General features: G+C 69.1%; 13 protein-coding genes and 1 tRNA gene. 9 read left to right on the plus strand and 5 right to left on the minus strand.

The features are described from left to right. The first annotated feature begins 359 nt into the window (after positions 1 to 359). The 4 genes from VFX99_RS17075 to VFX99_RS17090 all read left to right on the plus strand — a co-directional run bounded on the left by VFX99_RS17075 (position 360) and on the right by VFX99_RS17090 (position 5,227). Positions 360 to 1,085 (plus strand): L-ribulose-5-phosphate 4-epimerase, encoded by a 726-nt coding sequence (locus tag VFX99_RS17075; RefSeq protein ID WP_329667491.1) that lies wholly within the window; start codon positions 360 to 362, stop codon positions 1,083 to 1,085. Then, positions 1,082 to 2,674 (plus strand): xylulokinase, encoded by a 1,593-nt coding sequence (locus tag VFX99_RS17080; RefSeq protein ID WP_329667492.1) that lies wholly within the window; start codon positions 1,082 to 1,084, stop codon positions 2,672 to 2,674. Before VFX99_RS17075 ends, VFX99_RS17080 begins: the two co-directional genes overlap by 4 nt. A 77-nt stretch (positions 2,675 to 2,751) precedes the next feature. Continuing rightward, complete coding sequence (gene araA / locus VFX99_RS17085; protein WP_329667493.1) at positions 2,752 to 4,263, plus strand: L-arabinose isomerase; 1,512 nt, start codon at positions 2,752 to 2,754, stop codon at positions 4,261 to 4,263. Positions 4,264 to 4,279: 16 nt separating this feature from the next. Beyond that, positions 4,280 to 5,227 (plus strand): aldose 1-epimerase family protein, encoded by a 948-nt coding sequence (locus VFX99_RS17090; RefSeq protein ID WP_329667494.1) that lies wholly within the window; start codon positions 4,280 to 4,282, stop codon positions 5,225 to 5,227. A 69-nt stretch (positions 5,228 to 5,296) separates the two neighbouring features. Here VFX99_RS17090 and VFX99_RS17095 read toward each other — a convergent pair whose 3' ends face one another. From VFX99_RS17095 to VFX99_RS17105, 3 genes are all read right to left on the minus strand, one after another. Then, positions 5,297 to 5,866 (minus strand): hypothetical protein, encoded by a 570-nt coding sequence (locus VFX99_RS17095; RefSeq protein WP_329667495.1) that lies wholly within the window; start codon positions 5,864 to 5,866, stop codon positions 5,297 to 5,299. A 29-nt stretch (positions 5,867 to 5,895) separates the two neighbouring features. Next, positions 5,896 to 6,312, minus strand: coding sequence for a DUF4383 domain-containing protein (locus VFX99_RS17100; RefSeq protein WP_329667496.1), 417 nt, complete (start codon positions 6,310 to 6,312; stop codon positions 5,896 to 5,898). 178 nt (positions 6,313 to 6,490) lie between these two features. Continuing rightward, a complete protein-coding gene (locus VFX99_RS17105) occupies positions 6,491 to 6,688 on the minus strand; it encodes a hypothetical protein (RefSeq protein ID WP_329667497.1) in 198 nt (65 codons plus the stop codon). 172 nt (positions 6,689 to 6,860) lie between these two features. Here VFX99_RS17105 and VFX99_RS17110 point away from each other — a divergent pair, with 172 nt between their 5' ends. Continuing rightward, the gene (locus VFX99_RS17110) at positions 6,861 to 7,292 is read left to right on the plus strand and encodes a YdeI/OmpD-associated family protein (protein ID WP_329667498.1); all 432 of its coding nucleotides are present in this window, start codon (positions 6,861 to 6,863) and stop codon (positions 7,290 to 7,292) included. A 114-nt stretch (positions 7,293 to 7,406) separates the two neighbouring features. Here the strand turns inward: VFX99_RS17110 and VFX99_RS17115 are convergent, their stop codons facing one another. Further along, positions 7,407 to 8,912, minus strand: a complete 1,506-nt coding sequence (locus tag VFX99_RS17115; protein WP_329667499.1) for a DEAD/DEAH box helicase — start codon at positions 8,910 to 8,912, stop codon at positions 7,407 to 7,409. Positions 8,913 to 9,276: 364 nt separating this feature from the next. On the opposite strand from VFX99_RS17115, the gene VFX99_RS17120 reads away from it, so the two are divergent. The 4 genes from VFX99_RS17120 (at position 9,277) to VFX99_RS17135 (ending at position 11,667) form a co-directional block, all read left to right on the plus strand. Beyond that, positions 9,277 to 10,374 (plus strand): acyl-CoA desaturase, encoded by a 1,098-nt coding sequence (locus tag VFX99_RS17120; protein ID WP_329667500.1) that lies wholly within the window; start codon positions 9,277 to 9,279, stop codon positions 10,372 to 10,374. A 157-nt stretch (positions 10,375 to 10,531) separates the two neighbouring features. Then, positions 10,532 to 11,110, plus strand: a complete 579-nt coding sequence (locus tag VFX99_RS17125; RefSeq protein WP_329667501.1) for an asparagine synthase — start codon at positions 10,532 to 10,534, stop codon at positions 11,108 to 11,110. A 31-nt stretch (positions 11,111 to 11,141) separates the two neighbouring features. Beyond that, positions 11,142 to 11,528 carry an MmcQ/YjbR family DNA-binding protein gene (locus VFX99_RS17130; protein WP_329667502.1) on the plus strand — a complete coding sequence of 129 codons (387 nt, stop codon included), beginning with the start codon at positions 11,142 to 11,144 and terminating at the stop codon, positions 11,526 to 11,528. Positions 11,529 to 11,594: 66 nt separating this feature from the next. Next, positions 11,595 to 11,667: transfer RNA gene (locus VFX99_RS17135), tRNA-Arg, on the plus strand. Between the two features lie 127 nt (positions 11,668 to 11,794). On the opposite strand, the gene VFX99_RS17140 is transcribed toward VFX99_RS17135, so the two are convergent. Further along, positions 11,795 to 12,589 (minus strand): LLM class flavin-dependent oxidoreductase, encoded by a 795-nt coding sequence (locus tag VFX99_RS17140; RefSeq protein WP_329667503.1) that lies wholly within the window; start codon positions 12,587 to 12,589, stop codon positions 11,795 to 11,797. Between the last annotated feature and the right edge of the window lie 67 nt (positions 12,590 to 12,656).

Below are 12,656 nucleotides of genomic sequence, written 5' to 3' on the forward strand. Positions count from 1 at the left end.
GGATGCCGCGTACTACCGGCCCGCGCTCACCACGGTGCGGCTGGATGTGGCGGGCGAGGCGGCGCGGTGCATCGCCGAGGTCGTCGGCTCCGACATCGCGTTCTCGGTGGCGATCGCGGCTCCCGAACTCGTGATCCGCGCGAGCACACGGCGGAGATGACGCACACCTCGAATGTCACGAGTGCACGGCTTCGCGCCGAGCACCGCTTCCGGACGTCGTCAAGCCCGGTGCTCGACGGGATGTCATCCGCTCGACGATCGGCGAGTGGCGAAGCCGGCAATGTTACCGGTAACATTCAGAAGACCGCGCCTCTCGCACCTGCGCGAGGCGCTGCCCACGAGCCCAACGGAGGATTCCCGTGACGACGTTCAGCCCTGAGATCGAGCACGCCATCGCCGATGTGCGAGCGGACGTCGCGAGCCTGCACAGCGAGCTCATGCGGTACGGCCTGGTCATCTGGACCGGCGGGAACGTGTCGGGCCGCGTTCCCGGTGCCGATCTGTTCGTGATCAAGCCTTCGGGCGTCTCGTACGACGACCTGGCCCCCGAGAACATGATCCTGTGCGATCTCGACGGCAACGTCATCCCGGGCAGCTCGGGCAGCGAGCGCAGCCCCTCGAGCGACACGGCCGCGCATGCGTACGTCTACCGGAATATGCCGGAGATCGGCGGCGTCGTGCACACGCACTCGACCTACGCGGTGGCGTGGGCGGCCCGCGGCGAGGAGATCCCGTGCGCGATCACGGGAATGGCCGACGAGTTCGGCGGCCCGATTCCGATCGGACCGTTCGCGATCATCGGCGACGACTCGATCGGACGCGGCATCGTCGAGACGCTGCGAGGCCACCGCTCACGGGCCGTGCTGATGCAGAATCACGGGCCGTTCACGATCGGGGTATCGGCGAAGGACGCCGTGAAGGCGGCGGTCATGTGCGAGGACGCCGCCCGCACGGTGCATCTCGCGCGCGAGGCCGGGCCGCTGATCCCGATCCCGCAGGACCGGATCGACGCGCTCTACAACCGGTATCAGAACGTCTACGGCCAGCCGACCGATGAGCGACGGGATGCCGAGGGCCCCGAGTGACCGCCGACGCGATCGTCGCCGGACGCACCTCGCTGGGCATCGAGCTCGGATCGACCCGTATCAAGGCGTGCCTGATCGGCGAGGATGCCACCGTGCTGGCGGCCGGCAGCCACGACTGGGAGAACCGGTTCGAAGGGCGCGTATGGACGTACTCGCTCGAGGACGTGTGGGACGGCATCCGATCGGCCTACGGCGACCTGATCGGCGATGTCGAACGACGCTTCGACGTTCGGCTGGACACGGTCGGCGCGATCGGCGTCTCGGCGATGATGCACGGCTACCTCGCGTTCGACGCCGACGACGAGCTGCTCGTTCCGTTCCGCACGTGGCGCAACACGACGACCGGGCGCGCGGCAGCCGAGCTCACCGACCTGTTCGGCACCAACATCCCACTGCGCTGGTCGGTCGCGCACGTGTACCAGGCGGTGCTGGACCAGGAGCCGCACGTGCCCGAGGTGAGGTTCCTCACGACGCTCGCCGGCTACGTGCACTGGAAGCTCACCGGCCGCAGGGTGCTCGGCGTCGGCGACGCGTCGGGGATGTTCCCCATCGATGCCGCGACAGGGCGCTATGACGACGAGCTGCTGCAGCGATTCGACGGGATCGTCGCCGACGCGGCGCCCGCCCTGCGTCTCGGGGAGCTGCTGCCCGAAGTGCTCATGGCGGGTCACGCAGCGGGTGAGCTGACCGCCGAAGGCGGGGCACTGCTCGACCCTTCAGGCCGCCTCGGCGCGGGTATCGTGTTCTGCCCGCCCGAAGGCGACGCGGGCACCGGCATGGTCGCGACGAACGCCGTCGCCCCGCGCACCGGAAATGTCAGCGCGGGTACGAGCATATTCGCGATGGTGGTTCTCGAGCGCCCTCTGGAGCGCGTGCACCACGAGCTCGATCTGGTCACCACTCCGGCCGGCGACCCGGTTGCGATGGTGCACTGCAACAACGGCGCAAGCGAGTTGGCCGCCTGGGCGGCGATGTTCGGCCGGTTCGCCACCGTGGCTGGCGCTCCCGTGGATTCCGATGCCACATTCGATGCTCTCTTCCGCGAGGCGCTCGACGGTGAAGCGGATGCCGGAGGCCTGCTGGCCTACAACCATCTCGCGGGGGAGCCGATCGCGGGGCTCGACGAAGGCCGGCCGCTGTTCGTGCGCACGCCCGACAGCCGCCTGACACTCGCGAACTTCATGCGAGCGCAGCTCTACGGCGTGTTCGGAACGCTCAGCCTGGGAATGCGAGTGCTCGAGGACGAAGGCGTCGCCCTCGATCTGATGTTCGCGCACGGTGGCATGTTCCGCACCGCCGGCGTGGCGCAGCGCTTCCTCGCCGGCGCTCTGGGCGCGCCGGTCGCCGTCGGCGAGACCGCGTCGGAGGGCGGCGCGTGGGGCATCGCGGTGCTGGCCTCCTACGTCGCGCACGCCCAGGAGTACGACCTGAGCGGCTACCTGAACGATCGCGTGTTCGCCGACGCGGGCATCCAGGTCGTCGAACCAAGCCCCGAGGACGTCGCCGGCTTCGCGGCGTTCCTGGATCGCTACCGTGCGGGCCTCGCCGTCGAGCGCGCCGCCGTCGCCAACATGCCGACCGGTCGTTGAGCGAGCGCCGCGAGACGAAACGTCCAAGCGTCTCGTCGCTTCGCTCCTCGCCCGACGACCGAATGAAAGGAACCGCAATGTCCCGCACCCCCCTGAACACGACGCTCGACGCCTACGAGGTCTGGTTCGTCACCGGCAGCCAGAACCTCTACGGCGAGGAGACCCTCCGCCAGGTCGCGGAGCAGTCGCGGGCCGTCGCCGACGGCCTCGACGAGCTGCCGGTCAAGGTGGTCTGGAAGCCGGTGCTGAAGGACTCGGACAGCATCCGCCGGCTCGCACTCGAGGTGAATGCTCGCGACGACGTCATCGGCGTGATCGCGTGGATGCACACGTTCAGCCCGGCCAAGATGTGGATCGCCGGCCTCGACGCGCTGCAGAAGCCGCTGCTGCACCTGCACACGCAGGCGAACGTCGAGCTCCCGTGGGCCGACATCGACTTCGACTTCATGAACCTCAACCAGGCCGCGCACGGCGACCGTGAGTTCGGGTACATCCAGACCCGCCTGGGCGTGGCGCGCAAGACCGTCGTCGGGCACGTGTCGAACCCGGTCGTGCGCCGGCAGGTCGAGGACTGGCAGCGCGCGTCGGCGGGGTGGACGGCATCCCGCACCCTCAAGCTCGCCCGCTTCGGCGACAACATGCGCTACGTCGCCGTGACGGAGGGCGACAAGACCGAGGCTGAGCTGCGCTTCGGAGTACAGGTCAACACCTGGGGCGTGAACGAGCTGGCCGACGCGGTGGATGCCGCCACCGACTCCGACGTCGACACACTCGTGGCCGAGTACGAGGAGCTGTACGACGTCGCCGCCGAGCTGCGCGCCGGCGGCGAGCGCCACCAGTCGCTCCGCGACGGCGCAGCGATAGAGCTCGGTCTGCGCTCCTTCCTCGAGGCAGGCGGGTTCGGCGCGTTCACCACGTCCTTCGAGGACCTCGGCTCACTGAAGCAGCTGCCCGGCCTGGCCGTGCAGCGCCTCATGGCCGAGGGCTACGGCTTCGGCGCGGAGGGTGACTGGAAGACCGCGATCCTGGTCCGCGTCGCGAACGTGATGGGCGCAGGGCTGCCCGGCGGCGCGAGCCTGATGGAGGACTACACCTACGACCTCGTGCCCGGCAGCGAGCGCATCCTCGGCGCGCACATGCTCGAAGTGTCGCCGTCGCTCACCAGCGAGAAGCCCCGGCTGGAGGTGCACGCCCTCGGCATCGGCGGCAAAGAAGACCCGGTTCGACTCGTCTTCACTGCGGATCCGGGCCCCGCGCTCGTTGTCGCGATGAGCGACATGCGCGACCGCTTCCGCCTCGTCGCGAACGTCGTAGAAAATGTCGAAGCGCCGGACCTGCCGAAGCTGCCCGTCGGACGCGCGGTGTGGAAGCCTCAGCCCGACTTCGCCACGAGCGCCTCGTGCTGGCTCGCTGCGGGTGCCGCCCACCACACGGTGATGACGACGGCCGTGGGCATCGAGGTGTTCCGCGACTTCGCCGAGATCGCCAAGACCGAGTTGGTCGTCATCGACGACAGCACGACCGTGCGCGGCTTCCAGCAGGAGCTCCAATGGAACCAGGCGTACTACCGACTCGCGCAGGGCCTGTGATCTAGGCTCGATGGCTATGGCGCGCACACCTCTGTCCGGCACCCAGCACTCCCTCCGAGCGGGGGACTACGAGGCGATCATCGCGAGCGTCGGCGCGTCGCTGCGCTCGCTCACCTTCGACGGGCGCGACCTCGTCGTGCCCTTCGACGCCGATGAGGTGCGGCCGTCCTACCGTGGGGCGACGCTGGCGCCATGGCCGAACCGCGTCGTCGACGGGCTCTACACGTTCGGGGGAGTGGAGCGGAAGGTCGCCCTCAGCGAGCCGGCTCGCCATCACGCGCTCCACGGCCTCGCCGGGTGGCTCGACTATCAGGCGACCGACAAGGGCCCGAGCCACGTGACGCTCGCCGCCACGATCGAGCCGCAGACGGGTTACCCGTGGCGCGTCACGATCGAGACGACGTTCTCGCTCGACGCGGACGGAGTCACGCAGTCGGTGCGCGCGACGAATGAGAGCCCGGATGCCGCTCCGTGGGGCACCGGACCCCACCCGTATCTCGTGGCCGGCGACGGACACGTCGACGACTGGACGCTCGAACTGCCCGCGGGTGCTGTGCTCGCCGTCACCGCCGATCGCCTCATTCCGACCGAGCTCCGAGGGGTGGACGCCGACGATGCCGAGCGATTCGACTTCCGAGAGCCGCGCAGAATCGAGAAGGTCGAGCTGGACCACGCCTACACGGACATCGTGCGCGACACTGCCGGATTCGCGGCGGTGCGCGTGACGGATGCCACCGGCTCCGGTGTCGAGATGGTGTGGGATGCCGCCTGCCCCTGGGTGCAGATCCACACGTCCGACAAGGGCGTCGGAAAGCCGGGCCACCGGACGGGTCTCGCGGTCGAGCCGATGACCTGCGCTCCGGACGCCTTCAACGCGGCGAAGTACGACTTCGACCCGGGACTGATCGTGCTGGAGCCAGGAGCATCGACCGAGGCATCCTGGCGGATCGGCGCCATCGTCTGACGCTCGCGGGACAAGACGCCGGCCGTCGAGTGACGAGCGCCGGCCTGGACACTCACGCCCGCGTCGGCGTCAGTGGTGGCCCGGGTCGACCGTCTGGGTGTGCTCGCCGTGCGGAACGGCGTGCTGTCCCGCCTCGGTCGCAGCGAGCGCCGGAGTGACCAGCCCCGCCACCAGCACCGCACCGACCAGAATGCCGACGAGCTGAGGGCGCACGGCATCCGGCGCCGGTGAGACGACCGCACGTCCGGCGGTGCGCAGAACGAGCGCGCACGCGAAGGCGACGGCGATCAGCAGAACGGATGCCGCGGCCACCGCGAACACACTGACCCGGGACGGATCCAGGATCAGGGCCGCGGTGGCCGCGAGGATTCCGGCCAGGGAGCCGGCCACACCCGCTCGCGGGACGATGATGCGTCCGCGGGCGAGTGCTGCGACTCCCCAGCCGAGTGCGGCGGCGCCGAGCACTGTGAGGATGATCCCGACCGCCCGAATGGCGGGACCTCCTCCCACCCCCGTGAGCGCGCCGGCGCCGAGCGCGAGCTGGATCAGACCTCCGCCCCACGCCGCTATCGCGGCCCACGACGGAGTGGCGGCGCGACCCCCCGGGGCGCCGCCTTCCGACGTTCGTGGTGCTGACAAGGTGTCCATCTCGGCTCTCCCGCGTTCCGTCAAGCCGTGCGGCTGGACAGGTTGCGGGCTCCGCGTTCGGTGGCCAATCCCACGCCCAGGAGCACGAGAGCGCTCACGAGGTGCAGGAAGTGGTCGGCTGTGTTCAGCGCGAGGATGTTCAGCGCGGTGCCGACGAGGAAGAACCCCACGATACCGAGCAGAAGATACGCCGCGCCGACGGTGATGTTGACGGCCTTGGCCGCGCGGGCCGAGGTGAGTCCGCCGATGAGAAGTGCCGCGCCGATCAGCAGGTGGGCGATGTTGTGGAGGGGGTTCACCATGAAGATCCCCAGCAGCAGCCCTCCCTCCGTGGCGAGAAACCCGACTCCCCCTGTGACGGCGAAGCCGAGCAGACCGACGAGGATGTAGACCGCCCCGAAGATCGTGGCGACGAGGCGGTTCGGTGACGAGCGCATGTGCGACCTCCTGTTTCGTGCACGGCGAGAGCCGCGTCTGAGTTGTCTTCGGAGACGACGGCGGAACGGTTTGCCGCAGAGATCGACTCATGCCGGGAACGGCATGACAGAAGGCCCCAGAGTCTTCTCCGGGGCCCTCCGAGTTGCCGCGGCGAGCCGCCGGACAGATCAGGGTGTGTCAGCTGTCGCGCATCTTCTCTTTCAGATCGTTGCGCTTCTGAACGGAGTCGCGTTCGGCTTCCGCCTTCTTCACGTCGGCGTCTGCCTTGACTTCGTCCATCTTGTCGCCGATGGCGTCAGCGGTGTCTTCGACCTTGTCCTGGATCTTGCGACCAGCGGTCTCTGCCGTTTCCTTGGCGTCGTCCATGAATCCCATGTGCGCTCCTTTCGTGAAGGTACATCTCCGACGTTAGGCGCCCCGGGCCGCCCAGGCAGGGGGGTTGCGCGTGAGGCGGCCGAACGCTACTCGGCTTCCAGGCCGATCCGATGCCGCTCCGGCGCCTTTCGCAGGCTGGTCGGCGGCGGCATGCCGTGCGACACTTTCGGTCATGCGATTCGAGACCACGCTCTTCCTGAACGGCAACAACACCGGCATCGTGGTGCCGCCGGAGCTGGTCGAGGAGCTCGGCGCCGGCAAGCGGCCGCCCGTGAATGTGACGGTCAACGGCTATGCGTACCGCAGCACGATCGCGTCGATGGGTGGCAGGTTCATGATCCCGTTCAGCTCCGACAAGCGCGTGACGACCGGCCTGCAGGGTGGCGACCCGATCACGGTCGACATCACCCTCGACACCGAACCCCGCACCGTCGAGGTCCCCGAGGACCTCGCGAGCGCCCTCGCGGATGCCGGTGCGCGCGAAGCGTTCGACAAGCTCGCGCCGAGTCACCAGAAGGCTCACGTCACCAGCGTCGAAGAGGCGAAAACCGCCGAGACGCGCGCTCGCCGCGTCGCGGCGGTCGTCTCCAAGCTGTCGACTTGATCGTGGTGCGGGCGCTGGTCTGAACCAAGCCACCAACCCCTGCGGCATCCGTCGCCACGGATGCAGAACGGCCGGTGCGATCGAATCCGCACCGGCCGTTCCAACGATCTGAGGTCAGCCGCGCGGTCCGCCGGAGCGGGTTCCGCTGTGCTGCGCGCGACGCGAGCCGGTCGGCCGGGCGGCCTGATCGCCACGCGGGTTGTGCGCGGCGCGGGCGGGCTGGCCCGTGCCGGTCGAGTAGACGGGACGACCGTGCTGGGTGGATCCGGCGGCGCTGCCGCCGCGACCGGCGGCTGCGCCCGCGTTGCTCCCGCGACCATGTCCCGAGCCGCTGCCGCGTCCCTGTCCCGAGCCGCCGTTGCCGCGACCCTGCTGGGACTGACCCGACTTCGGCTTCGACGACCGCTGCTGCGGTGCTGCCTGGACCGGCGCGGGGCGCACGTGCTCGGCCCGCTCGCCCACCAGTTCGTTGATCGGTGCGGCCTCGGCGGTGACCTGCTCCAGCGGGACCTGGATGCCCGCCTTGCGGAGAAGATCGGTGACATCGCGACGCTGAGACGGGATCGTCACGGTGACGACCGTTCCGGCGGCGCCGGCGCGGGCCGTGCGGCCCGAGCGGTGCAGGTACGCCTTGTGCTCCATGGGCGGGTCGACGTGGACGACGAGTTCGACCTCGTCGACGTGCACGCCGCGGGCTGCGACGTCGGTGGCGACGAGCACACGCACCCCGCCATTGGCCGGGTCGGCGCTGAAGGCGGCGAGGTTGCGCTCACGGGCCGCCTGCGACAGGTTGCCGTGCAGGTCGACCGACGGGATGCCCGCTGCAGTCAGCACCTTCGCGAGCTTCTTGGCCTGGTGCTTCGTGCGCGTGAAGAGGATCCGCCGGCCGCGGCCGGATGCGAGGTGCTTGACCAGGTCGGATTTGCCCTCGTCGCTGACCATGAACACCCGGTGGGTCATCTCGCCCTGCGGGACGCTCTGGTCGTCGATCTCGTGCCGTACCTCGTCGCGCAGGAACTTGCGGACGAGCCCGTCGACACCGCGGTCGAGCGTGGCGCTGAAGAGCATGCGCTGTCCGCCCTGCGGAGTCGCCGCGAGGATGCGCGTCACACCGGGAAGGAAGCCCAGGTCGGCCATGTGGTCGGCTTCGTCGAGGACGGTGATCTCGACGCGGTCGAGGCGCACGACGCCCTGCTTCATCAGGTCTTCGAGACGGCCGGGGCACGCCACGACGATGTCGACTCCGCCGCGCAGCGCCTGCTCCTGCGGGCGCTGGCTGACCCCGCCGAAAACGGTCGTGACGGTGAGACCGGCGGCTGCGGCGAGGGGCTGGATGGTCGCAGCGATCTGCGTCGCGAGCTCACGGGTCGGGGCGAGGACGAGGCCGCGCGGACGGCCTGCCGAGCGGCTGGAGGCGAAGGCGCCGGACAGGCGGGCCACCAGAGGCAAGGCGAATGCGATGGTCTTGCCGCTGCCCGTGCGGCCGCGGCCGAGGACGTCGCGACCCGCGAGGGAGTCGGGCAGCGTGTCGCGCTGAATGGGGAAGGCTTCGGTCTTGCCATCGGAAGCGAGGGATTGGGCCAAGGGTGCGGGCACGCCGAGGTCGAGGAAAGTAGGCATAGGAGAAAGCTTTCGGATGAGCACGCCGCAGCAGAGAAAGGGCGTGAAGGGGGCGACGGCGCGGGTTCGCGCATCGGTTCGCCGTATGTGAAGAGCCGCGGAGAAAAACCGCGAAGCGTGACAACGACGCTGGGCGGTGGGAACCGCCGCTCTCACGGTAGCACGGCGAAGTGCGCGTCGCCTGTGTGACGGGAGGCTGGGTATCTGCCCCGGAGGTCATGAGACTCCTATCACATTCCGGAGCATGCATGTGACACCGCGTAGTGTGGGCAACAGCGATCGGCACCCGCCTTTCTCTCTCGCCCGTCCCCCCCGGGATGCCCTCGATCAGGCAGGTGTCGCAATCACTACAGTCTCAGCATCCGTGTCCACCCTCGGAGCCGTACGCCAGACGTATGCGCGCAAGGACAGCTTCCCGCCGATCACACAGGCGTACACGAAGGTGGCAGAGGTGGTCCGCGAGACCGGCCTGCTGGCGCGCACTCCGTGGTTCTACATCATGGTCGGATCGGTTCTCGCCCTCGGCTTCGGCGGAGCGATCACCGGGTTCATCCTCCTGGGCGACAGCTGGTTCCAGCTGCTGATCGCCGCTGCCTTCGGCATTCTGTTCACGCAGGTGGCCTTCCTCTCGCACGAGGCGGCGCACCGCACGATCCTGACCTCCGGCCCCGCCAACGACCGCCTCGGGCTCATCCTCGGCAACGGAATCGTCGGCATGAGCCGCTCCTGGTGGAGCTCCAAGCACACGCGCCACCACGCAAACCCCAACCGCGTCGGCAAGGACCCCGACATCGAGATCGACACGATCTCGTTCCTCGAAGAGGATGCCGCGAAGGCGCACGGCTTCCTGGGCTTCATCACCCGTCGTCAGGGGTGGCTGTTCTTCCCTCTGCTCACGCTCGAGGGCATCAACCTGCACTACATCGGCCTGCGCCACCTTCTCGACTTCCGTGAGCCCGTCAAGGGCCGCTGGCTCGAACTGGGCCTGATCGCGCTGCGGTTCGCGCTCGTGCTCACGCCGATCTTCGTGTTCCTGCCGCTCGGACTCGCCTTCGCCTTCCTCGGTGTGCAGCTCGCCGTCTTCGGCGTCTACATGGGGGCCGCGTTCGCGCCGAACCACAAGGGCATGCCGATCATCGACGCCGACGCGAAGCTCGACTTCTTCACCAAGCAGGTGCGTACGTCGCGCAACGTCTCGGGCGGCTGGTGGGCCACCTGGCTCATGGGCGGGCTCAACTACCAGATCGAGCACCACCTCTTCCCGAGCATGCCCCGCCCGCACCTCGCGCAGGCCCGCGACATCGTCAAGGACTACTGCAAGACGCTCGATGTCCCCTACGCCGAGACGACGCTCCTGAAGTCCTACGGGATCGTGATCCGTTACCTGAACGAGGTCGGGCTCGCCGCCCGCGACCCGTTCGAATGCGGCATCGTGTCGAAGTTCCGCACCAAGGGAGTCTGACTTCCCGCGCGACATCCGCGCACCCCGAAGACGCCGATCGCACCTCTGCGATCGGCGTCTTCGTGTTCTCGCAGCGAGCCGGCGGCAGCGACGGCCGACCCGCTCCGCGGCGACGCAACGCCGCGAACGGTACGCTCGGAGGGAGGGGGTGGAGCGCATGGGGAAGACCTCGGATGCCGTGGCCGAGGGCGTCTCGATCGCAACCGCTGCCGCACGCCTGGCGGTGCGCAACCACATCCTGGTGGAGACGATCGCTCGCGACGGACAGTTCGACGTCGACGTGATCGGTCCGTACGCGCAGCAGACCCTCATCGCGCTGGCTGAGGAGCAGGAGGCCGCCGCCGATCTGGCGAAGAGGCAGCGCAAATCGGCATGGGGCAAGTTCTCCGATCCCGACAGCACGCATGACTACCGCGACCGCGACATGCGCAATCTGAGCAAGCGGCACAAGCAGTACCGGGGGGTGGCGAAGCAGCTGCGCAACCGGGCAGAGGATCCCGACGCGGTTCGCGAGCTCGTCGAGCAGGCCCGGGATGCCGCGTGGGGCGACGTCGAGGCCAACCTGCAGCGCCGGCTGCGGGTGGAAGGAATGCGCGCGGACGTCGACCCGGACTACGACACGATGCGCGGCGCGCGGATGCAGGCGCTCCGGCTCGTCGACCTGCCGCGGCTGGCCGCCCACCGACGCCACCTCAACGAGGGCGAGGCCCTGCAGGCGGAGCTCGAGGCGGACTGAGCGGGCCGCCGTGGAGTCCGAACCGCACCCGATGAGGTTCCCGCCCGACCACCCGCTGGTCGAGCGGACGCGGGCGCTGTGCATGCGCTACCCCGAGGCCGCGGAGGTCCTCGCGCACGGCCGCTGCACGTTCCGCGCCGGCAAGCGGCAGTTTGCGATCGTCGGCGCGGCACACGACGATCGCGGAGCTGTCGAGTTCCTCCCCGACCCCGAGGAGCGGGATGCGCTCCTGCAGCGCGACGACGTGTTCGTGCCGCCGTATGAGGGTGCGTACGGCTGGCTCGCGATCCGAGTGGAAGCGGCATCCGGGTCGTGGGATCTGGTCGAGGAGCTCATCGACGCCTCATATCGTCGAGTGGCGCTCGTCCGCCAGCTGCACGCACTCGACGCCGATCCCGTCGTGCCGGCTCAGAAGTGACTCGATTCGGTGGGAGCCCGAGCGTGGGGTATTCTGGACGCTGGTCTGCGCGCGAGTGCACACCATGCGCCCGTAGCTCAATGGATAGAGCATCTGACTACGGATCAGAAGGTTGGGAGTTCGAGTCTCTTCGGGCGCACACTGTGTTGAGACAGTGAACAGAGAAGGTGCCGGATGTCCGGCACCTTTTCTGTTCGGGCTCAGGGCCGGCGCCAAACAGCGTCGCCGCGGGACGTGAGTTCGCGCGATGGCTGCGGGGACGGACCTCAGGGCGCGGTGAGCAGAATCATCCTCTGCGCAGCCTCGATGAAGCGCAGATAATCTCCCACCGTGTCGTCGGGGGTTATGGCGCGCAGCACCACCTCGTCCACTCCGTCTCGATACGCAACCAGGGGTTCAGCGGTCGGCCGGGTCGCGGCATCCAATACGGTCTCATCCGGACCGATGGCCTCCCGCGCGAAGTTCGCCGCGTACGGCGGCAGGGCCGCGTAGCGCGCCACCTCGCGGCGCAGCCGAGGAACGGCGGACGTCTCCAGCACCGTGCGCGTATAGAGGGCGACGCGTGTCGCAGGGGTGATGCGGTGCGCCTCTGCCGCCTGCGCGCGGGCGACCGCCGGTGTCAGCCAGCTCAACAGCACTCCATCCGCCTCGTCGACCGCGAGCCGGCGCATCCGAGGCCCGAGGGCCCCCACGAGGACGGGTGAGGAGAACGCGTCCCGCAGCTCGGTCGCCGCCTCCCGCACCAGCCGCAACCCCCCTGAGCGGGTCTGTCCGGCCCCGATGCCCAGGATGAGCCGGCTCTGATCGAGTCCGGCGGCGCGGACGTCGGCGACGATGTTCCTGGCCGGCCGGCGGTCAACGGGGATGACACCCGTCGCGAGCATCAGCCTGTCGGTGACACGGGCGGCCGACGCGAGCACCGCAAGGGCGTCGGCCCCCGGCACGTCGTTGACCCAGAGCGCATGGAAGCCGGCGATCTCGGCTGCCGACGCGATCGACGCGGCAAGCTCGGGTCCGACCGCCGCGGCGATCCCGAGTGAGACCATGGCTTTCTCAGTCATTCCCTGAGCATGCCCCACCGCAGCACGGAGCGCTCAGGTCCTATCCGGATGCGAGAATCCGGCGAGC

The organism is Microbacterium sp. (assembly GCF_036277215.1).
In the GTDB taxonomy this organism is placed as follows: domain Bacteria; phylum Actinomycetota; class Actinomycetes; order Actinomycetales; family Microbacteriaceae; genus Microbacterium.